The following is a 22,605-nucleotide window of genomic DNA, read 5'->3' as shown; positions in this document are numbered from 1 at the left end:
TAATTTTATTTATTCGAACAATGTAAAGAAAGTGAAGATGCATGTCAAAATAAGGCAAATAAAAAAATATACCATTGAAAAATAAATACATTATTATAGCCATGACAATCCTTCTCTTTTGACTTTCTGCAAATATCGATTAGCTTTTACATTATGGAGCTTTAATAAAAGTTCAATACCGGCCAGAGGCGATTTCATCGCCTTCATATCTATCATCAAGATCAGGATGTGTGCCATGAAATACATTATCCCAATCGTAGCACTGAGCATTATTTTCTCGGCGTCTTCTTTTGCCGCCAAGCAGATCACCCTTGAAGATTCTGCCAGCTATACAAAACTCGGCGACCTCTCAATCCAACAAACCGGCGTGCCAACCGTCGGACATAAAGGCATCTCCAACGCTGTCGATCAAAAATGCAATGAACTCAGCGGATTGAGCGGCAAAGATTGCTACTACCGAATTGTCGGTGCATCCGGCCAGGAAAGCGATCATAAAGACATCCACGTTGAAATCTTCAAAAAGTAGACAGTGGGTAACCCCATTTTGTGAGCATGAAAACAAGCAGGCATGATTGCCATAAAAAACGGGGGCCTTTATAGGCCCCCGCTTCACATGACGACTCTGTCACTCAATTAAACCGCGGTTTGGAAAATCACGCCGTCAGCTTTTTCAGTGTACTGGCCCAGTTGGTCAAAGTTCAGATAACGGTAGGTATCCGCCGCTGTCTTGTCGACCTGCGCCATATAAGTCTGATACTCGTCCGGCGTTGGCAGACGACCCAGCAACGAAGCAACCGCGGCCAATTCTGCAGACGCCAGATAGACATTAGCGCCGGTCCCCAGACGGTTCGGGAAGTTACGGGTCGAAGTGGAAACCACCGTCGCACCGTCAGCCACACGCGCCTGGTTACCCATGCACAGTGAACAGCCCGGGATCTCGATACGCGCGCCGCTCTTGCCGAATACGCTGTAGTAGCCTTCTTCGGTCAACTGAGCCGCATCCATCTTGGTTGGTGGAGCAACCCACAGACGCGTTGGCAGCTGACCTTTGTGCTGATCCAGCAGCTTGCCGGCAGCACGGAAGTGACCAATGTTGGTCATGCAAGAGCCGATGAACACTTCATCGATCTTGCTGTTGGCCACGTCGGACAGCAGGCGCGCATCGTCAGGATCGTTTGGTGCACACAGGATTGGCTGAGTGATCTCGGCCAGATCGATGTCGATCACCGCGGCGTATTCTGCATCCGCATCGCCTTCCATCAATTGTGGATCCGCCAGCCATTTTTCCATGCCCTGGATACGACGCTCCAGCGTACGGCGATCGCCGTAACCTTCGGAGATCATCCACTTCAGCAGCACGATGTTGGAGTTCAGGTACTCTTGGATCGGCGCCTTATCCAGCTTGATGGTACAACCGGCAGCAGAACGTTCAGCAGAAGCATCGGTCAGTTCAAATGCCTGCTCAACTTTCAGATCCGGCAGGCCTTCAATTTCCAGGATACGGCCGGAGAAAATGTTCTTCTTGCCCTTTTTCTCCACCGTCAACAGACCCTGCTGGATCGCGTAGTAAGGGATAGCATGTACCAGGTCACGTAAAGTGATACCCGGCTGCATTTTGCCTTTGAAGCGAACCAGAACGGATTCTGGCATATCCAACGGCATAACGCCGGTCGCCGCAGCAAAGGCCACCAGACCAGAACCCGCAGGGAAAGAAATACCGATCGGGAAACGGGTATGGGAGTCACCACCGGTACCTACAGTATCCGGCAGCAGCATACGGTTCAACCAGGAGTGGATAACACCGTCGCCTGGACGCAGCGATACACCGCCACGGTTCATAATAAAGTCTGGCAGCGTGTGGTGCGTGGTCACGTCAACCGGTTTCGGGTACGCGGCCGTGTGACAGAAGGACTGCATCACCAGATCGGCAGAGAAGCCCAGACAGGCCAGATCTTTGAGCTCGTCACGGGTCATCGGGCCGGTGGTGTCCTGAGAACCAACAGAGGTCATCTTAGGTTCACAATATTCACCCGGACGCACGCCGGCAACACCACAGGCGCGGCCAACCATTTTCTGCGCCAGTGAGAAGCCTTTGTTGCTGGCTGCCACTTCTTTGGCAACACGGAACACGTCGCTGTGCGGCAAGCCCAGCGCTTCACGAGCTTTGGTGGTCAAGCCACGGCCGATGATCAGCGGGATACGGCCACCGGCGCGCACTTCATCAAGCAGCACATCGGTTTTCAGTTCGAAATTCGCGATCAGTTCGCCCGTTTCATGGTTACGCACTTCGCCTTTGTACGGATAGACGTCGATCACGTCACCCATGTTCAGGTCATTCACGTCCACTTCAATCGGCAGCGCACCGGCATCTTCCATGGTGTTGAAGAAGATTGGCGCAATTTTACCGCCCAGTACCACACCACCGCCGCGCTTGTTAGGCACATACGGGATGTCGTCACCCATAAACCACAACACCGAGTTGGTAGCCGATTTACGGGAAGAACCGGTACCGACCACGTCACCGACATAGGCCAGAGGGAAGCCTTTTTTGTTCAGCAGTTCGATTTGCTTGATCGGGCCAACGCTGCCCGGCTGATCCGGCACGATACCTTCACGTTCGTTCTTCAGCATCGCCAAGGCGTGCAAAGGGATATCTGGACGAGACCAGGCATCCGGCGCCGGTGACAGATCATCGGTATTGGTTTCACCGGTGACTTTGAACACGGTAACAGTGAGTTTTTCTGCCAATTTTGGACGTGACAGATACCATTCGGCATCGGCCCAGGACTGCATGATCTGCTTGGCGTGCGGATTACCCGCTTTGGCTTTTTCTTCTACGTCATAGAAGTTGTCAAACATCAGCAGCGTATGGGACAACGCTTTGGCAGCAATCGGTGCCAGCTTTTCGTTATCCAACGCGTCGATCAGCGGATGAATGTTGTAGCCACCCTGCATAGTGCCTAACAGTTCAATGGCTTTCTCTGGGGTAATCAGGGGAGATGTTGCTTCGCCTTTGGCGATGGCCGCCAGGAAACCTGCTTTGACATAGGCGGCTTCGTCGACGCCTGGTGGTACACGGTTAATCAGCAGGTCTAACAGGAATTCTTCTTCGCCTTTTGGCGGATTCTTTAATGATTCAACCAGCGCTGCCATTTGGGTGGCGTCTAACGGCTTAGGGACGATGCCCTCTGCAGCACGCTCGGCTACGTGCTTACGGTATTCTTCTAGCACGACATTCTCCTCGCTCTCATTGTCATTTATTGTGCCTGGCGTTTTGTACCCGTCGCCTTTAAGCCACAGGGTATATCTTCAAACCGGGTTTAGCGCACGGTGTTGATGCCATTGATCCTGACGGGGCACTGCTGTCGATGTCCTGGACTGTAAGTACAGTGCCCGGTTCCGCTCAGCCAGCATATCAGGATTTGAATTGGTTGTTAATTCGTTCACATAAAAGCAACATTAAATCTTTGCTGAATCGTTGAGCGCAGTGTAATCGGCTGCTGCACTGGCCAGACGGGGCTGTAGGACGGTTTCGTCTACACCATAATTCAGCCTGATGAGAACAACACAATACCCACTCACTTACAATGGTTAATGGTTGCAAAAATCGAAAGTTGAGAGCGAAAGACACAAAAAAACCGCCCCAGGTGAAGGCGGTTCTCTTGTTCCGTTCGGTGTTAGCAGGCACCTTACGGATTTCTTACATCGTTAAAGAACGATACAAGCGCTACCGAGCCAAAACATTGTGCGCAACATCGTTTAAAAAATCAACAAAAAGAATGTCCAACAGTTTATTTCAACGTACTATTAATGCGGGTCTGTTCTGCCGGTTTAGCAGCTGGTCATCGGGCTTGAGAACAGTGCTGCAACTGCTGCGATACAGGCGCTACCGAGCGCTTGTTCCGCCGGGATTTTTCCGGTGAAGTCGCGGTGGTCGTGGTTCTACAGGGATCGCGCAATGAAAGGGAGTTCTATGTTTATCCTGCTCATTGTACTGGGATCGGCGTTTGGCGTGAACAAAGGGGGTTGGTCGGTTAACGGCAACAGCCTGACGCTGAACGTTATATTCCAGAACAAGTAAGCTACTGGCCGCTCATTGAGCGGCCTTTTACTGAATTCCGCCCATAAAAAAACGGCCCCTTTGCAGGAGCCGCTTATTACCCTTTCAAACCAGCAGAATTACTTCTTCTTGGCTTTCGGGTTAGGCAGATCGGTGATGCTGCCTTCGTAGATCTCAGCTGCCAAGCCTACGGATTCGTGCAGGGTTGGGTGAGCATGGATAGTCAGCGCGATGTCTTCTGCGTCACAACCCATCTCGATAGCCAGACCGATCTCACCCAGCAGCTCGCCGCCGTTGGTGCCGACAATCGCACCACCGATGATACGGTGAGTTTCTTTGTCGAAGATCAGTTTGGTCATGCCGTCAGCACAATCAGAAGCGATAGCACGGCCTGAAGCAGCCCACGGGAAGGTGGATGTTTCGTAGCTGATGCCTTTCTCTTTTGCTTCTTTCTCGGTCAGACCTACCCATGCAACTTCCGGCTCGGTGTAAGCGATTGATGGGATCACTTTCGGGTCGAAGTAGTGTTTCATGCCGGCGATAACTTCAGCGGCAACGTGGCCTTCATGCACGCCTTTGTGCGCCAGCATCGGTTGACCGACGATGTCGCCGATAGCGAAGATGTGCGGCACGTTGGTGCGCAGTTGTTTGTCGACGTTGATGAAGCCACGTTCGTCAACTTCAACACCGGCTTTACCCGCATCCAGCAGTTTGCCGTTCGGTACACGACCGATAGCAACCAGCACCGCGTCGTAACGCTGTGGCTCTGCAGGTGCTTTCTTACCTTCCATCGTGACATAGATGCCGTCTTCTTTGGCTTCTACCGCGGTCACTTTGGTTTCCAGCATCAGGTTGAACTGCTTGCTAATGCGTTTGGTGAAGACTTTCACCACGTCTTTATCCGCTGCCGGGATCACCTGGTCAAACATTTCGACTACGTCGATCTGTGAACCCAGCGCATGGTATACGGTGCCCATTTCCAGGCCGATGATACCGCCGCCCATGACCAGCAGACGCTCTGGGACGGTTTTCAGTTCCAGTGCATCGGTAGAGTCCCACACGCGTGGATCTTCATGAGGAATGAATGGCAGTTGGATCGGACGAGAACCTGCGGCAATGATGGCATTGTCGAAGTTGATAGTCGTTGGGCCATTTTCGCCTTCAACAACCAGGGTGTTAGCGCCGGTGAACTTGCCCAGGCCGTTAACCACTTTCACTTTACGGCCTTTAGCCATACCAGCCAGACCGCCAGTCAGCTGATTGATGACTTTTTCTTTCCAAACACGCACTTTGTCGATGTCAGTTTTCGGCTCGCCGAAAACGATGCCGTGTTCGGCCAAGGCTTTGGCTTCTTCGATCACTTTGGCAACGTGCAACAGTGCTTTGGAAGGGATACATCCCACGTTCAGGCAAACACCGCCCAGAGTGGAATAACGTTCAACCAGAACGGTTTCAAGACCTAAGTCAGCGCAACGAAAGGCAGCAGAGTAACCTGCCGGGCCCGCCCCAAGTACCACGACCTGAGTTTTAATTTCAGTACTCATCATGACCTCTTAATTTATTGTCCGGCGGGTCAGACGTCATTTATACCCGTCATACTCGAAGCTGCCTCTGCGTTGGCTAGGTTCATTCACCCGAATCACTTACTGACGTAAGCTCGACGGGATTCACTCACTTGCCGCCTTGATGCAACTGCAATTATTTAAGGTATGTTATTAATCGATCTCATAACGCCCTTCATCCACCGGGACGCTTACACCGCGAGCAGTTTACAGAATTGTTAATAATCTGCAAAGCGTGTTCGAGTGACCCGTGTCTCAACAATTTTGTCGAGTCATGCAAAAACCGACAAAACTGCTACTGAAGTAGTAAGGGCGCAGCATGCTGCGCCCTTTTTTTATCACATAACCATACGGCGGATATCCGCCAGCATGTTGTTGATGATGGTAATAAAGCGCGCACCATCAGCACCGTCAATGACACGGTGGTCGAAGGAGAGCGACATTGGCATCATCAGGCGCGGAACGAACTCTTTACCGTTCCAGACCGGTTCCATAGCAGACTTGGAAACGCCCAAGATAGCAACTTCTGGTGCATTCACGATCGGTGCGAAGTGAGTCGTCCCGATACCGCCCAGGCTAGAGATGGTGAAACACCCGCCCTGCATTTCGCCTGCGGTCAGCTTACCGTCACGTGCTTTCTTGGAGATAGCCATCAGTTCGCGGGACAGTTCAGTGATGCTCTTCTTGTTCACATCTTTGAATACCGGCACAACCAGACCGTTTGGCGTATCAACCGCAACACCTACGTTGATGTATTTCTTCAACGTCAGCTTCTGGCCATCTTCGGACAGAGAACTGTTGAAGCGCGGCATCTGCTCCAGAGCAGCGGCAACAGCTTTCATGATGAACACCACAGGGGTGAACTTCACATCCAGCTTACGTTTAGCCGCTTCTTCGTTCTGTTGCTTACGGAAAGCTTCCAGATCGGTAATGTCTGTTTTGTCGAAGTGCGTAACGTGCGGGATCATCACCCAGTTACGACTCAGGTTAGCACCAGAGATTTTCTGAATGCGACCCAGTTCAACTTCTTCAATCTCACCGAACTTGCTGAAGTCCACTTTCGGCCAAGGCAGCATACCTGGCAGACCGCCACCGGCAGCAGCAGCTGGCGCCGCTTCTGCACGTTTGACCGCGTCTTTCACGTAAGTCTGAACGTCTTCGCGCAGGATACGGCCTTTACGACCGGTGCCTTTCACTTTCGCCAGGTTTACGCCGAATTCACGCGCCAGACGGCGAATGACCGGGGTAGCATGCACATAAGCGTCGTTCTCAGCGAACTCGCCTTTGGCAGCTGGAGCAGCCTGCGCGGCAGGTGCCGGGCTGGCAGCAGGAGCCGGTGCAGCTTCCGCTTTCTGGGCAGGTGCCGCAGCAGCAGGCGCAGCGCCTTCAACTTCGAATACCATAATCAGGGAACCGGTTTTCACTTTGTCACCGGCGCTGATTTTGATTTCTTTTACGGTACCTGCGAACGGTGCCGGCACTTCCATAGAAGCCTTGTCACCTTCAACGGTGATCAGTGACTGTTCAGCGGCAACTTTGTCGCCCACTTTCACCATCACTTCGGTCACTTCTACTTCGTCGCCACCGATGTCCGGTACTGCAACGTCTTTAGCTGCAGACGCAGCCGGTGCCGCAGCGGCCGCCGGTGCTTGTGCCGCTGCTGGAGCCGCAGCAGATGCTGCGCCAGCCACTTCGAATACCATGATCAGGGAGCCGGTGGTGACTTTGTCGCCGGTAGCGATCTTGATCTCTTTCACGGTGCCCGCGAACGGTGCCGGAACTTCCATTGACGCTTTATCGCCTTCAACGGTGATCAGGGACTGCTCGGCTTCCACCTTATCGCCCACTTTCACCAGGATCTCGGTGACTTCAACTTCGTCAGCACCAATGTCTGGTACCGCAACGTCTTTGGCTGCAGCGGCAGCCGGCGCAGCAGGAGCAGCAGCCGGTTTTTCTTCCGCCTTGGCCGCTGGCGCAGCAGCCGCTGCGCCTTCTGCTTCAAAGATCATCAGCAGTTTGCCCGTTTCGGTTTTATCACCGACGGAAACCTTGATCTCTTTAACCACACCCGCCTGCGGGGATGGGACTTCCATGGAAGCTTTATCACCTTCAACGGTGATCAGCGATTGTTCTGCTTCAACTTTATCGCCAACCTTCACCAGAATTTCGGTGATTTCCACTTCGTCTGCACCGATGTCCGGTACTTTAATTTCGATAGACATTCTTCAGTACCTCTTATGCCAGACGCGGGTTAACTTTTTCTGGGTTGATGTCGAATTTCTTAATCGCATCAGCTACCACAGAAGCTTCGATTTCACCGCGTTTAGCCAGTTCACCCAGTGCAGCAACCACAACGTAAGAAGCATCAACTTCAAAGTGGTGGCGCAGGTTTTCGCGGCTGTCTGAACGACCGAAGCCGTCAGTACCCAGTACGCGATAGTCGCTGGCTGGAACGTAAGTACGAACCTGTTCTGCGAACAGCTTCATGTAGTCGGTAGACGCAACCGCTGGCGCATCGTTCATCACCTGAGCAATGTAAGGTACGCGTGGGGTTTCGGTTGGGTGCAGCATGTTCCAACGCTCACAATCCTGGCCGTCACGCGCCAGTTCAGTGAAGGAAGTCACGCTGTAGATGTCAGAGCCAACACCGTAGTCGTCTGCAAGGATCTTCGCCGCATCACGTACGTGACGCAGAATAGAACCTGAACCCAGCAACTGAACCTTACCTTTGCTGCCTGCCAGAGTGTCCAGCTTGTAGATACCTTTACGGATACCTTCTTCTGCACCCTGCGGCATTGCCGGCATGTGGTAGTTTTCGTTCAGTGTGGTGATGTAGTAGTAGACGTTTTCTTGCGCGTCACCGTACATGCGGACCAGACCGTCGTGCATGATCACTGCCACTTCGTATGCGTAAGCTGGATCGTAAGAGATACAGTTAGGGATAGTCAGGGACTGGATGTGGCTGTGGCCGTCTTCGTGCTGCAGACCTTCACCGTTCAGGGTGGTACGACCGGAAGTACCGCCGATCAGGAAGCCGCGAGCCTGTTGGTCGCCTGCTGCCCAGCACAGGTCACCGATACGCTGGAAACCGAACATCGAATAGTAGATGTAGAACGGAATCATTGGCAGATCGTTGGTGCTGTAAGACGTCGCTGCGGCCAGCCATGAAGATGCTGCGCCCAGTTCGTTGATGCCTTCCTGCAGGATCTGGCCTTTCTCGTCTTCTTTGTAGTAAGCAACCTGCTCACGGTCCTGCGGGGTGTACTGCTGGCCGTTCGGGCTGTAGATACCGATCTGACGGAACAGACCTTCCATACCAAAGGTACGCGCTTCGTCGGCGATGATTGGAACCAGGCGATCTTTGATCGACTTGTTCTTCAACATCACGTTCAGGGCACGCACGAAGGCGATGGTGGTAGAGATTTCTTTATTCTGCTCTTCCAGCAGTGAGCTGAAGTCTTCCAGTGCCGGCATTTCCAGTTTCTGGGTGAACGCTGGCAGACGGGTCGGTACATAACCTTTCAGTGCCTGGCGGCGCTCGTGCAGATATTTGTACTCTTCAGACTCTTTCTCGAAGGTGATGTATGGCAGTTTTTCGATGTCAGCATCGGCAACCGGCACATTGAAACGATCGCGGAAGTGGTGAACCCCTTCCATGTTCATTTTCTTCACCTGGTGAGCAATGTTTTTACCTTCCGCGGTTTCACCCATGCCGTAACCTTTGATGGTATGGGCCAGGATAACGGTTGGTTTGCCTTGGGTGTCCTGCGCTTTTTTCAGTGCAGCAAAGACTTTCTTCGGATCGTGACCACCACGGTTCAGCGCCCAGATTTCGTCGTCGGTCATGTCTTTGACCAGAGCAGCGGTTTCTGGGAAGCGGCCGAAGAAGTGCTCACGGACATAAGCGCCGTCTTTGGATTTGAAGGTCTGGTAATCGCCGTCCAGGGTTTCGTTCATCAGTTGGATCAGCTTGCCGCTGGTGTCTTTACGCAGCAGCTCGTCCCAACGACCACCCCAAATGACTTTCAGTACCTGCCAGCCAGCGCCAGCGAAGATGCCTTCCAGTTCATTGATGATCTTGCCGTTACCGGTGACCGGGCCATCCAGACGCTGCAAGTTACAGTTGATGACAAAGACCAGGTTGTCGAGCTTCTCACGGGTAGCGATAGTGATCGCGCCCTTGGATTCTGGCTCGTCCATCTCGCCATCGCCCAGGAAGGCGTAAACGGTTTGAGCAGAGGTATTTTTCAGGCCACGGTGTTCCAGATATTTCAGGAACTTCGCTTGATAGATGGCGCTGATTGGACCCAGACCCATAGAAACGGTCGGGAACTGCCAGAATTCAGGCATCAGTTTTGGATGCGGGTAAGAGGACAAGCCTTTACCGTGAACTTCCTGACGGAAGTTGTTCATTTGGTCTTCGGTCAAGCGGCCTTCAAGGAAGGCACGTGCGTAAACGCCCGGAGAGATGTGGCCCTGGAAGTAAACCAGATCGCCGCCATCTTGCTCGTTGCGTGCACGGAAGAAGTGGTTGAAGCAGACTTCATAGAAGGTCGCAGAAGACTGGAAGGAAGCCATGTGGCCGCCCAGGTCCAGATCTTTTTTGGAAGCACGAAGAACGGTCATTACCGCATTCCAGCGAATGGCGCTGCGGATACGACGTTCAAGATCCAAGTTACCAGGGTAAGCAGGTTCGTCTTCCACCGCGATGGTGTTGACGTAGTTGTGAGCTGCAGCACCGGCTGCAACACTAACACCGCCTTTACGGGCTTCACCCAGAACCTGATCAATCAGAAACTGAGCTCGCTCAACACCCTCTTCACGGATGACCGATTCGATCGCCTGCAGCCAGTCGCGGGTTTCGATCGGATCCACGTCATTGTTTAAACGTTCTGACATGGTGGTATTCCTTATCTGTCTAATGGTTTGTTTTGGAGCCTGTCTTCCTGTGTTCTGAGGCAAAACACACGAAGACAGGCCCATCAGTTTAGTTGCCGCTTAAATGCTTAACTAAGCACTTCGAACGTAAGCCCCACAGGCTGGTGTACCCTGAAGAGAACCGTTCTTAATCCTTGCGTTGCTGGAGACGCCGCAGCGATCTCTCGCGTCGAGTATGCTCCCGACTGAGATCCAGCAAGATTTCCTCGATAAACGCCAAATGGCGGTGCGAGGCTTCACGAGCCTTTTCCGGCTCGCGTGCCACTATCGCCTCAAAAATTCCGGCGCGGTGGCTGCTCACTTTTGCCAACATCTCACGGCGCGAGTAGAGCAATTCAAAGTTCTGTCGTACGTTCTGTTCCAGCATCGGCCCCATACAGCGCAACAGGTGCAGTAACACAACGTTATGGGCAGCTTCGGTCACGGCGATTTGGTACTGCATGACCGCGTCCGCTTCGGCGTCAAGATCGCCGCTTTCCTGGGCCTGCTGAATCACAATGTGGCAATCGCGGATGCGTGCCAGATCTTCGTCGGTCCCGCGCAACGCCGCGTAATAGGCAGCAATGCCTTCGAGGGCATGACGGGTTTCTAACAGATCGAATTGCGATTCAGGATGGTCGGCCAGCAGTTCAGCCAGCGGATCGCTGAAGCTCTGCCACAGATTAGTTTGTACAAAGGTGCCACCGCCCTGACGGCGCAGGAGCAGCCCTTTAGCTTCCAGGCGCTGGATGGCCTCTCTCAGAGAAGGACGGGAAACATCAAATTGTTTCGCCAGTTCGCGCTCCGGTGGCAGTTTCTCGCCTGGACGCAGTGTACCCTCGAGGATCAGGTGTTCGAGCTGCTGCTCAATCACATCTGACAACTTGGGTTGGCGGATTTTGCTGTAGGCCATGGGTGAATTCTTCTCTGCGAATGGCGCGGAGTCAATTGGTAATACCAATTTCAAAAACGTGACGGTAAAGTAACAAAGTATTCACCTCCTGTCCATATGGGCCTTGATCGAAATCAGGTTACCCGCACATTTTAACACCTCAATTCCAGACCTGCTGCAAACCGCTAACGCACGCGTGGTAATACCATTTACGCGGTAGGTTCTTGATTTAACTTTTGCGAAACCTTCCAGTCAGCAGACTGAGGCCTCAAGGGCAGGATATTACTGCATGTTTATTAAGCTTTAACGAATACCTATTTGCATCGCAAAAGGTCCATTTAACCGGTTAATACTTCGCCACCGACAACCCACGCCATCTAAATTATTTTTGCGCATTATGTGAGTTATTGCTTATTTCATGCATTGAATCCCCCCTGCCGTCACACAACCCGCATTTTGTTTCCTAAACTGCTGAAATCTTAATCACTCACAACATAAAGCAGGTGCAAACTGAAGCGCATAACATTATTCTTTGCCAAACGGTAGCGGCTCCGTGGAATTAATAGATATAACGCCGTAAATAAAACAAAACACACATCGTAACCACTGCTTTACAGCATGTGAGTAATTCTGCAACGACAGAGGGTTTCATTAATGGATGGTCAACAGCATGGCGACCAGCTGAAACGCGGCCTGAAAAACCGCCATATTCAGCTTATTGCTTTAGGGGGCGCGATTGGTACCGGGCTATTTCTCGGTATCGCGCAAACAATAAAGATGGCCGGTCCATCGGTTATTCTCGGCTATGCCATTGGCGGCTTTATCGCATTTCTGATCATGCGCCAACTGGGTGAAATGGTGGTGGAAGAGCCGGTTGCCGGTTCCTTTAGTCACTTTGCCTACAAATACTGGGGCAACTTCGCCGGTTTTGCTTCCGGCTGGAACTACTGGGTGCTGTACGTTTTGGTTGCCATGGCGGAACTGACCGCGGTTGGTATCTATGTGCAGTACTGGTGGCCCGAGATCCCAACCTGGGTGTCTGCGGCAGTGTTCTTCCTGGCCATTAACGCCATCAACCTGGCAAACGTGAAGGTGTATGGCGAAATGGAATTCTGGTTCGCCATTATCAAGGTCGTGGCGATTATCGGCATGATCGTGTTCGGCGCCTATTTGCTGTTTAGCGGCCTGGGGGGCCCTGAGGCCACCGTGACCAACCTGTGGGCTCAGGGCGGGTTCTTCCCGAACGGCATCATGGGGCTGGTGATGGCAATGGCGGTGATCATGTTCTCGTTCGGCGGGCTGGAACTGGTCGGCATCACCGCAGCGGAAGCAGACAACCCACAGAAAAGCATTCCTAAAGCGACCAACCAGGTCATCTACCGTATTCTGCTGTTCTATATCGGTTCACTGGCAATCCTGCTGTCACTGTACCCGTGGGGGAAAGTGGTTGAAGGCGGCAGTCCGTTCGTACTTATCTTCCATGCACTGAACAGCAACCTGGTGGCAACGGTACTGAACGTCGTGGTGTTGACCGCCGCGCTGTCGGTGTACAACAGCTGTGTTTACTGTAACAGCCGCATGCTGTACGGCTTGGCTAAACAGGGTAATGGTCCGAAGAGTTTGCTGAAGGTCGATGGCCGCGGCGTGCCCGTCATTGCGATTGCCGTCTCCGCAACGGCCACGGCATTCTGTGTGCTGATTAACTATCTGATCCCTGGCCGCGCCTTCGAACTGCTGATGGCGTTGGTGGTATCGGCACTGGTGATTAACTGGGCGATGATCAGCCTGGCACACCTGAAGTTCCGTGCAGCCAAGAACCGTGAAGGCGTAGAACCAAAGTTCAAAGCCTTCTGGTATCCGTTCAGCAACTACCTGTGCCTGGTGTTCATGGCCGGCATTCTGGTGATCATGTACCTGACGCCGGGGATTCAAATCTCGGTGTTGCTGATCCCCGTTTGGGTAGCGGTACTGGCCATCGGTTACGCCGTCAAGCAGCGTAGCCAGCGCGCAGTAAGCGCAACCCACCGCGGATAAGCTTTTCCCAAAACAAAATGGCCCGCAGATTGATCGTCTGCGGGCCATTTTTTTAGCTTAACTCAACCTATTTATGACGCAAGGCTTTCACCTGTTCGGCAGTCACATCCGCCGGTAATCCGCCCCAGGTCACACGCAGATAGTTCACCAGTTGCGCGACCTGCGCATCATCCAGCCGGTCGCCAAAGGCTGGCATGCTTTGCATACTTTCATTGTTAGGGAATTGCTGCGCCGGCAAACCGTCCAGTACCGAGACAATCAGATTTTTTGCGTCCGGTTGGCGCAGCGTGGCGTTATCGCGCATCGCCACCGCCACGTGCGGTTTACCCTCGCCTTCACGCGCATGGCAACCCGAGCACTGATCCAGATAGCTGATGCGTCCGGCATCGCTACCCTGGCCGATTTTGACCGGTACTGCTGCCGGCGGTTGCTCACCCATCAGATAGGTCGCCAACGCCTGATGATCTTCCGGCGTCAGGTGACGCGTGCTGAGATCGACCACCATATGCATCTCGCTGAAAGCGGAACCCTGCGGTGCTATACCGGTCGCGAGGAAACGGCTCAGATCGTCCGGCGTCCAACCGCGTTGTGCCAACCCATGCGGCGTAATGTTCGGCGCCATAAAGCGCCCCAAATCACCGCCCTGCATCGGTTTGCCGAGATCCATCTGCCCCAGCATGCCGCGCGGCGTGTGACATTCGCCACAGTGGCCCAGCGTATCCGCCAGATAGCGACCGCGCTGCCACTGGGCTGAATCACCCTGCGAGCTGGCCGGCAGCGGATCCTGGCTGCGGAACAGTAGATTCCAGCCAATCAACGCCATGCGTTGATTGAACGGGAATGGCATGGCGTTTTCTGGAATGGCGACATCTACCGCCGGGCGAGTCATCAGATAAGCATAGATATCATCGGCATCTTGGCGTGACATGCCTTTATACGAGGTATAAGGCATCGCCGGATACAGATGACGCCCGCCGGGTGCCACACCCTGAGTCAGCGCCAGGAAGAAGTCGTCTTTGGTCCAGCGGCCAATACCTTGGTCGGCAGAAGGTGTCAGGTTACTGCCGTAGATCGTGCCAAACGGCGTATCAAGGGGATAACCGCCAGCCATTGGCGCACCGCCACTGGCGGTGTGGCAGGCGGCACAGTCGGCAGCCTGAGCCAGATAACGACCACGGGCAACCTGTTCAGTACTGGCCGTCACCTGCTGCACAGGGCCATCATAATGGCGGTTTTCACGCCACCACAGCACGGCGATGATGACAATCACCACCAGCAGGATCAACAGCGCGAGACGTTTCTTCATTGCGCAGTCTCCTTCACCAGACCTGGGGTTTTCAGCACCACGTCACGTACGGCTTCGTAATAGCGCACATAGCCCGTACAGCGGCAGATATGGCTGTCCAGCGCCTGTTCAATAGCGCTTTCCAGTTGCTCGCGGGCTATCGGTTCACGCTTAAGTTTTTCCACGAAAATGGTGGCAGCGTTGACAAAGCCCGGCGTGCAGTAGCCACACTGGAAGCTGTAATGCTCCAGGAAAGCCTGCTGAATAGGGGAAAGTTCGACGACTTCGCCTTGTTCATCCACCTTGGCGTGACCTTCGACCGTACGCACTTTCTTGCCGCTGAAGAAATGTGCGCCGGTGATGCAGGTACGCACTTCCTCACTGGTGCCGCTCGGATGATCGACAATCGCCACACAGGCGTGACAAATCCCCTGCCCGCAGCCAAGGCGTGAGCCGGTCAGGTCGAGATATTCATGCAGGAAATCGATCATCATCAGCCCTTCCGGCACGTCGATAGGGCCGTACTGCTTGTCGTTGATGGTCAGGGAAATTGGCTGGGTTTTAATGCTCATTGTAATACCTCACGAATATTTTCTGCACGAACGGGCAAATCACGGAAACGATGGCCGGTAGCGTCGGCGATAGCGTTGACCAGTGCGGCAACCACTGGGATCATCACCACTTCAGCCATACCTTTTGGCGGATCGGTTTCCGACAGCGCGGGCAGGATGTCATCAGTCTGTTTCCAGACCGCCACATCGCAGGCTCGCGGCAGGTGATAACGGTTAAAGTTCCAGGTACCGTTACCGGGTCCGTCTTCGTACAGCGGTAAATATTCGTGCAGCGCATGGCCGATACCCATCGCCAACCCCCCCTGCAATTGGCCAGAAACCAGTTCCGGCACAATCAGGTTGCCGCACTCCATGATGGAATGGTGGTTCAACAGTTCCACCTGGCCGGTTGCGATATCCACCGCCACTTCCGCCAGTGTTCCGACGGCACTGTAATACGTCACCGCAGCGTTATTGCGCTGAGTCGGTGGGTAATAGACCTGGTTGCGCGCCAGCGTCTTGAACTCACCGTTGGCATTGCGTACCGCCAGCCCGTCAATCGGTAGACGTTCACTCTTGCCGCCCAGGGTGAAGTCCGCTTCCGCCCACTGCCAACGGTTAAACACGTGCACCGCCGCACCGGTGATACCGCCCATCTGGTAGGCTTTTTTCGCCAACAGTTCCAGGCTCAGCACCTCCATACCCGCAGCGGTCAACCCGCCTTCCACCCAACGTGCGTCTTCTCTGCGCACCACCAAGGGGGCAGCCTGGCCGCCGCCGATGCCGGATTGCCAAATGGCCATCGCCGCCGGCCACAGACCATGGTCGAATATCAACCGTGCAGCTTCGCGTGTGCTGTGTGAGAAGTAATATGCCGAGTTACTGGCACTGGACGGCGAACAGTAGCTTGGTGTCCAGGCTGGGTTGGCTTGCAGCCGATCCTGATCGGCCTGTGACATGATATAAGGATCGCCGCTGGTGACCATTGGCAACACTGACCAATCGGTCACCGAGAAGTGCGCCTCATCTGCCGGTTTGCCCAGCCACTGAGCACACAGCACCGACTGCGAAGTCGACATCCCGGTCCCCATCTCCGCACCGCTGTGATGCAGCATGATGCGCCCATCTTCCGCCAGTTCAACACGGGCGAACGAAGTCTCGGCACCGGTACCGAAGTCTTTTTGCACGCAACCGAAGCCAACGCCAAAACGTTTGCCTGGGTGCTGGCTTTCAAATTCCGCCTTACGCTGGGCACGTTGCAACCACATCTCATGCTTGGCGGCCTTTTCCAGCACTTCATCGGCACGAATGGCCCCGGCAGGAATCGCACCCTGGGTATTTTTCATGCCGGATTTCAGCACGTTGCGCAAACGGAACTCGATCGGGTCAATCTTCAGCTCGGCAGCCAGCTCATCCACCATCATTTCGGTGGCAGCCATGCTTTGCAGCGTGCCATAGCCACGTGCCGATCCTGCGTCTATCGCACGTGAGGCTAACCCCACCGCAGACAAATCGCTTTTCGGGAAGTAGTAGATCGACTGCGCCGCGGTTGCCGCCACCATGACTACCGATGGCGTAAAGTTGCTACGACCGCCGCCGTCTGCCGTCATCTCGCCGTGGAATGACTGCAGCACGCCGGTGTGCCGATTCACCGCAATACGGTAATTCATGTCGAAAGCGTGGCGTTTGAGCGCGGTCTGGAACTGTTCAAAACGGTCATTGGCCAAGCGTACAGGACGCCCGTCACCGTACATTGCCGCCACCGCCCCGTAGTACGGGAAGTTATAGTGATCTTTCGAACCGTAACCAACGGTGTAGCATGGGTGCAGAATCAGCTGTTTCACCGGCGGATTATGCTTAGCCAGCATACGCGGCATTTCATCTGCCACTTCCTGCGGTGACTGGGTAGGTATCACCAGATGCAAAGTCTGGGTCGCTGGGTCGAACCAACCGTTCGCGTTGTCCGGCTCCAGCGCAGAGGTATCCACTGACTGCGTCGTGTAGCGCCGCGACATTACCAGCCAGTCTTCCGGCGGGGTTTGCAGCTCATTGGCGATCATACCGGCGTAATACATGCCTTCCTGATCCAGCTTGCCGCCTTCACGGCCTTCTGGCCAAACTGGCAGGTGTTTCTTCATCGAGACAGGGAAAATCGGCGTGTCTTTCAGGCTGGAGAAGCGATCGTCGTCAAACGGTTTATCTCCGCCAACGCGCACATAACGGAATGTCCCCCAGGGATCACGCTGCAGCGGGCCGGTTTCCGCCCCGTATTTCAGGGTTTCCTCACGGAATTTCAGCTTGTCTTTTGCAAAGCGGAAACGCGCGAAATCATGATAAATCAGGATGGCCACGGCTTGGCCGAGATAGGCTGGGGTTTTGCCGACGGGCAACAGCATGTCATCGCCGTAGAAGGCTGGGAACGCCAGGCCGTCACGGGCCAAATCCTCCGCCGTTACCAGTCTGTCTGGTTGTAAGTCGTCCCCCAGCAATGAGAGATCGATCCCCGCAAACAGCCTGTCGGCCTTGGTCACACGTAGAACGAAGGCATGTGCCTGCTGCTGCGGCCAATGCGGCATGTCGACCGCACGGATGTCACGCGCGAACACTTTTTGCCCCATCACTTTAGCGCGACCATCAATACGGAAGCGTATACGCTTTTCTTGGGCATCCCAGTTCGGGGACTGGAGTATTTTTTGCTCAAACAGTGCGGCATAGGCGCGGCTGTACAATGGCGCGAGGTATACGGATACCCCCGCTATCACGGCGCTTTTGATAAAGCGACGCCGCGACGGGTTGAAATTGCTCATAAAAAAGTCCTTCGTATCTTTATTGTATTTTTGTATTCAGCGGTGTTGTTGCGCAAACGCTGACGACCTTGCCGTAGACGTCATAAGCATATGCTTATAACCAAAATTATGTGATGATTAACATGTTGTTTTCAACAAAAATACATCTCAAAAACACATAATTTTAGTAAGGTAATAAAAAGTTGCGCAAATTCGGGCGTGGAAAATGACAGCAGGCATACTGATCGCAGCCGCCGGACGTGGAGAACGTTTCTCCCAGGCCGGTGGCGAAGGCAATAAATTAAATGCTGCGTTTGTGGATGGTGCGGGTCAACAACGCTCGCTGTTTGAACAAACGCTGCGTCAGGCACTGGCTTCTGGCCTGCCGGTATGGGTAGTCACGCGACCGGATAACGTGCAAGTACAACAGATCTGCGCCACTTATCAGGTTGCGACCACGCTGCTCGCCAGCCCGGGTCTTGGTGATTCCATCGCCGCGGGCGTTAATGCAACGCCCCACTGGCAGGGCTGGTTGATACATTTGGCGGATATGCCGTTCGTTACGCCCACCGTTTTCCAACGGGTGGCCAGCGCCCTGCAGCAACACGCCATTGTTCGCCCCATTTTCCAGCAGCAACCGGGCCATCCGGTCGGTTTTTCCGCTCTATTGCGCAAACAACTGTGCCAATTGCGTGGTGATAATGGGGCACGAGAGCTAGTTAAAGGGCAACCGGTGCATCTGCTTCCTGTTGAACAACCCGCTGTCGTGCAGGATATTGATCTTCCGTCGCAGCTACCCGTCAGCGAGTAAATCATCTATGCAACATCTCGATATCAGCGTGGTCAGCCAGGCGATAAACTGGCTGAAACAGCAACCGGTGTGGCTGTGCACCGTACTGAATACTTATGGCTCCTCGCCACGCTCGCCGGGAGCATTACTGGCGGCAACCCAAGATGGACATTATTGCGGTTCGCTGTCAGGCGGCTGTGTGGAAGAGGATTTTCTTCGGCGTGTGGCGGCTGGAGAGTATCAGGCGGCCAGCCAGGTGATCCGCTACGGCGAAGGGGGACTGGAACCGAACGTCGCGCTGCCCTGTGGCGGCGTGTTGGAAGTGTTGATTGAGTACCTACCGGCCGGTGACGAGAGTATTGACTATCTGACTACCATTGCAGGTGCTCTCAACGGGCACCACGCGTTGATTAAACGACTGACCTTACCTGATGCTTGCAACGGCCTGACACTGACCGATTTTGCCAGCGCCACCCAAGTCGAGCGCCGTGGCCCGCACATCACTTTGCATATCGCTGCAGCCCCGCGTTTACTGATCGCCGGGTTATCCAGCGTGGCCCTGTATTGCGCCGACTTCGCCAGTTCATTGGGTTTTGAAGTGCTGGTCTGTGAAAACCGCCCAGATGCGCTGGATAATTTTGCCGCGCAGCTCAGACCCAACGTCACCTTGTTGCGCCAGTTCCCGGCCAAATTTATTGAAGATGGCGGCTGTCATGCCAATACCGCGATTGTGGCGCTAACGCACGATCCGCGCATGGACGACCTGACGCTGATGGAGGCGATTCACACCCCCGCCTTTTACATTGGTGCCATGGGTTCATTGCGTAACAGTGCGCGACGCCGCCAGCGTCTTCAGCAAATTGCCGAGTTCAGCCCACAAGAATTGGAGCGTATACATGCCCCGATCGGTCTGCCGCTCGGCAGTAAAACCCCGGCGGAAATTGCGCTGGCGGTAATGGCCGATATTGTGCAACAAAAAAACCGCACGCCTGACGTTCGGTCACTCAGCCCAGGGGCGTCACTGGCACCAGATGCTGGAGCTCAAGATGCAGCTCCTCCTGCTCATTCAGCGAATAGTTGAACATCGTAATGTCTGGCCCTTCACGACGGGCCAGGCCGAGCTCCGGTAATGCCTGGGTATAGATTTGTACGACATGATCGTGCAAGGCAACAGGCTTGCCGGAGTAGAAAAATCGGCAATAATCGCCGTAAATTTCAGGCAGCGGCTCAAGACCTGCATCGTCGCTGACGGGGTAGTCCGCTGCAACACCGAGAACATACTCGACCCTGACCTGTTCACCATCCGGAATAAACTCGGTGAGTGCATAGGTCAACGCCGGCCGACTAGCCACCGACGCATAGAATCTCTCTCTGAGCTTACTGCGGATATGCAGATGCGATTTATCCAGATCGGCAATGTCCAGATGGTAAGTATAACTTTTGCCTCGGATCGCATACTGGCCTTTGGCGACCTTGATGCAGTCCACTTGGATGTCACCCGGTTGACTGACCGACAATGAACGCACCAAATGGCTGAAATCCTGCTTGCGGGCATGGCGGTAAACACTGGGGGATTCAGCAAAGTGCTTCTTGAAGCAACGAGAGAAAGTCTGTTGGTTATCAAATTGATATTCAATTGAAATATCAAGAATGCTTTTGCGTGTGAAACGTAAGGCGAAGGCGGCAAGATACAAACGACGAGCGCGAATATAGGAGGCCAGCGACAGGTTGGTTTGCGTTTTGAACATTCGCTGCAGATACCATTTCGAGTAGCCTGATTTGGCAGAAACGATATCCAATGACAGTGGGTTAGTCAGGTTGTCTTCAATCCAGACCAGCAACTCCCTGATATGATTTTCCTGCGTTTCCATGTGTTTGCCGAACCTTCTATTCCAAATATGCCTTTACGCGAGTGATACTGCTTAGCGCGTAGGTTATACAGGTTAAAAGGTGGCGTCCAGCAGGCTACAGGACTTTACACATGAACCCCACAAGCAGGAAACCTACCGCCCGGCGTCGGGCGGTAGGTCTTTAGAAGGGGGTTATTTCACGCAGCGTGAACATTGGCCGGCCTGGATCTTCTGGAAGAAGTCATTGCCTTTATCATCGACCAGAATAAACGCCGGGAAATCTTCCACTTCGATTTTCCAGATCGCTTCCATCCCCAACTCCGGGTATTCGACACAGGTCAGGCTCTTGATGCTCTGCTGCGCCAATACCGCAGCTGGGCCACCGATACTGCCGAGATAGAAGCCACCGTGCTTGTTACAAGCGTCGGTCACCTGTTGGCTACGGTTACCTTTCGCCAGCATAATCATACTGCCACCGTGGGACTGCAGCAGATCAACGTACGAATCCATACGCCCAGCGGTTGTCGGCCCCAGCGAACCCGATGCGTAGCCGTCCGGCGTTTTGGCCGGGCCAGCATAGTAAATCGGGTGATCCTTCACGTACTGCGGCAAGCCTTCCCCCTTGTCCAGCCGCTCTTTCAATTTGGCGTGTGCAATATCACGGCCCACGATAATGGTGCCACTCAGTGACAAACGGGTGGATACCGGGTATTGCGACAGCTGTTTGAGGATCTCGGCCATTGGGCGGTTAAGTTCGATTTTAATCGCCTCACCTTCCCCGGCCTGACGCAGTTCCTGTGGAATAAACTTGCCCGGGTTATGCTCCAGTTTCTCCAGCCAGATGCCGTCACGGTTGATCTTGCCTTTGATATTACGGTCCGCGGAACAGGAAACCCCCATGCCCACCGGGCAGGATGCGCCATGACGCGGCAGACGTACCACGCGGATGTCGTGCGCAAAGTATTTGCCACCAAACTGGGCACCTAACCCGAGGTTCTGCGCTTCTTTCAGCAATTCGGCTTCCAACGCCACATCGCGGAACGCCTGGCCGTGTTCGTTACCTTCGGTCGGTAGCCCGTCGTAGTACTTGGTGGACGCCAGCTTCACGGTTTTCAACGTTGCCTCGGCAGACGTCCCGCCGATAACAAACGCGACGTGATAAGGTGGGCAAGCCGCGGTACCCAACGTGCGCATTTTCTCAACCAAATAGTCCTTCAACTTGCCCGGTGACAGCAGCGCTTTGGTTTCTTGGTAAAGATAGGTTTTGTTGGCTGAACCACCGCCCTTGGCGATGCACAGGAATTTATATTCTTCACCGTCGACGCTGTAGAGATCAATCTGCGCTGGCAGGTTGCTGCCGGTGTTGACCTCGTTGTACATATCCAGCGCGGCGTTTTGCGAATAACGCAGGTTGTCTTCAATAAAGGTGTTGTACACCCCGCGTGACAATGCGGCTTCATCACCACCGCCAGTCCAGACACGTTGGCCCTTTTTGCCGACGATAATGGCCGTCCCGGTGTCCTGACAGGTCGGTAAAATACCCTTGGCGGCGATTTCTGAGTTACGCAGAAATTGCAGCGCAACGTACTTGTCGTTTTCGCTGGCGTCCGGATCTTTGAGAATATCGGCAACCTGTTGCTGGTGCGCTGGGCGCAGCATGAATGAGGCGTCATGGAATGCATGTTGAGCAAGGAGGGTTAACGCTTCGGGGGCTACTTTCAGGACTTCCTGGCCTTCAAACTCGCTCACGGAAACGTGATCGCGGCTCAACAGATAGTATTCGGTATCGTCTTTCTTCAGCGGGAACGGATCTTGATAATGGAACGGTTTATTCGACATTGATCTCTCACTTGCAACATCAGCTGCGTTAAATTCACA

Annotated in this window: 15 protein-coding genes; 5 read left to right on the top strand and 10 right to left on the bottom strand. The window is 53.9% G+C overall.

The window, feature by feature from the left end; translation table 11 throughout:
* Positions 1 to 235: 235 nt before the first annotated feature.
* Positions 236 to 526 (top strand): hypothetical protein, encoded by a 291-nt coding sequence (locus tag AC2FCQ_RS22375; protein ID WP_265556821.1) that lies wholly within the window; start codon positions 236 to 238, stop codon positions 524 to 526.
* Between the two features lie 107 nt (positions 527 to 633).
* On the opposite strand, the gene acnB is transcribed toward AC2FCQ_RS22375, so the two are convergent.
* A complete protein-coding gene (acnB, locus tag AC2FCQ_RS22370) occupies positions 634 to 3,231 on the bottom strand; it encodes a bifunctional aconitate hydratase 2/2-methylisocitrate dehydratase (protein ID WP_265556822.1) in 2,598 nt (865 codons plus the stop codon).
* A 727-nt stretch (positions 3,232 to 3,958) separates the two neighbouring features.
* Here acnB and AC2FCQ_RS22365 point away from each other — a divergent pair.
* On the top strand, positions 3,959 to 4,081 hold the full coding sequence (locus AC2FCQ_RS22365) for a hypothetical protein (protein WP_490316618.1): 123 nt from the start codon (positions 3,959 to 3,961) through the stop codon (positions 4,079 to 4,081).
* A gap of 98 nt (positions 4,082 to 4,179) precedes the next feature.
* Here AC2FCQ_RS22365 and lpdA read toward each other — a convergent pair whose 3' ends face one another.
* The 4 genes from lpdA to pdhR all read right to left on the bottom strand — a co-directional run bounded on the left by lpdA (position 4,180) and on the right by pdhR (position 11,452).
* The gene (gene lpdA, locus AC2FCQ_RS22360; protein ID WP_234586255.1) at positions 4,180 to 5,604 is read right to left on the bottom strand and encodes a dihydrolipoyl dehydrogenase; all 1,425 of its coding nucleotides are present in this window, start codon (positions 5,602 to 5,604) and stop codon (positions 4,180 to 4,182) included.
* Between the two features lie 356 nt (positions 5,605 to 5,960).
* Positions 5,961 to 7,844, bottom strand: a complete 1,884-nt coding sequence (gene aceF, locus AC2FCQ_RS22355) for a pyruvate dehydrogenase complex dihydrolipoyllysine-residue acetyltransferase (RefSeq protein WP_404760453.1) — start codon at positions 7,842 to 7,844, stop codon at positions 5,961 to 5,963.
* Between the two features lie 13 nt (positions 7,845 to 7,857).
* Positions 7,858 to 10,521, bottom strand: coding sequence for a pyruvate dehydrogenase (acetyl-transferring), homodimeric type (aceE, locus tag AC2FCQ_RS22350; RefSeq protein ID WP_061807927.1), 2,664 nt, complete (start codon positions 10,519 to 10,521; stop codon positions 7,858 to 7,860).
* A 166-nt stretch (positions 10,522 to 10,687) separates the two neighbouring features.
* Entirely contained in the window at positions 10,688 to 11,452 is a 765-nt protein-coding gene (gene pdhR / locus AC2FCQ_RS22345; RefSeq protein ID WP_020828585.1) for a pyruvate dehydrogenase complex transcriptional repressor PdhR, read from the bottom strand.
* A 633-nt stretch (positions 11,453 to 12,085) separates the two neighbouring features.
* On the opposite strand from pdhR, the gene AC2FCQ_RS22340 reads away from it, so the two are divergent.
* A complete protein-coding gene (locus AC2FCQ_RS22340; protein WP_404760454.1) occupies positions 12,086 to 13,465 on the top strand; it encodes an amino acid permease in 1,380 nt (459 codons plus the stop codon).
* 67 nt (positions 13,466 to 13,532) lie between these two features.
* On the opposite strand, the gene AC2FCQ_RS22335 is transcribed toward AC2FCQ_RS22340, so the two are convergent.
* The 3 genes from AC2FCQ_RS22335 to AC2FCQ_RS22325 are packed head-to-tail and all read right to left on the bottom strand — an operon-like array spanning position 13,533 to position 18,108.
* Positions 13,533 to 14,771, bottom strand: a complete 1,239-nt coding sequence (locus AC2FCQ_RS22335) for a c-type cytochrome (RefSeq protein ID WP_490309124.1) — start codon at positions 14,769 to 14,771, stop codon at positions 13,533 to 13,535.
* Complete coding sequence (locus tag AC2FCQ_RS22330; RefSeq protein WP_209637516.1) at positions 14,768 to 15,322, bottom strand: (2Fe-2S)-binding protein; 555 nt, start codon at positions 15,320 to 15,322, stop codon at positions 14,768 to 14,770. The genes AC2FCQ_RS22335 and AC2FCQ_RS22330 overlap by 4 nt, the downstream gene beginning before the upstream one ends.
* Positions 15,319 to 18,108, bottom strand: coding sequence for a xanthine dehydrogenase family protein molybdopterin-binding subunit (locus tag AC2FCQ_RS22325; protein ID WP_490309123.1), 2,790 nt, complete (start codon positions 18,106 to 18,108; stop codon positions 15,319 to 15,321). The genes AC2FCQ_RS22330 and AC2FCQ_RS22325 overlap by 4 nt, the downstream gene beginning before the upstream one ends.
* 205 nt (positions 18,109 to 18,313) lie before the next feature.
* Here AC2FCQ_RS22325 and AC2FCQ_RS22320 point away from each other — a divergent pair, with 205 nt between their 5' ends.
* On the top strand, positions 18,314 to 18,898 hold the full coding sequence (locus AC2FCQ_RS22320; RefSeq protein WP_209637512.1) for a nucleotidyltransferase family protein: 585 nt from the start codon (positions 18,314 to 18,316) through the stop codon (positions 18,896 to 18,898).
* A 7-nt stretch (positions 18,899 to 18,905) separates the two neighbouring features.
* Entirely contained in the window at positions 18,906 to 19,958 is a 1,053-nt protein-coding gene (locus AC2FCQ_RS22315) for an XdhC family protein (RefSeq protein ID WP_209637510.1), read from the top strand.
* Here the strand turns inward: AC2FCQ_RS22315 and AC2FCQ_RS22310 are convergent.
* Together AC2FCQ_RS22310 and fumA are read right to left on the bottom strand one after the other, a co-directional pair.
* The gene (locus AC2FCQ_RS22310) at positions 19,882 to 20,748 is read right to left on the bottom strand and encodes a helix-turn-helix domain-containing protein (protein WP_265556832.1); all 867 of its coding nucleotides are present in this window, start codon (positions 20,746 to 20,748) and stop codon (positions 19,882 to 19,884) included. The two genes, AC2FCQ_RS22315 and AC2FCQ_RS22310, sit on opposite strands and share 77 nt — an antisense overlap.
* 171 nt (positions 20,749 to 20,919) lie before the next feature.
* Complete coding sequence (gene fumA / locus AC2FCQ_RS22305) at positions 20,920 to 22,566, bottom strand: class I fumarate hydratase FumA (RefSeq protein ID WP_490309122.1); 1,647 nt, start codon at positions 22,564 to 22,566, stop codon at positions 20,920 to 20,922.
* Between the last annotated feature and the right edge of the window lie 39 nt (positions 22,567 to 22,605).

The organism is Serratia sp. CoH_134_PS_4, assembly GCF_058190535.1.
Note: the sequence above shows the minus strand (reverse complement) of the source record. Positions and strands in the feature narration are given on the sequence as shown.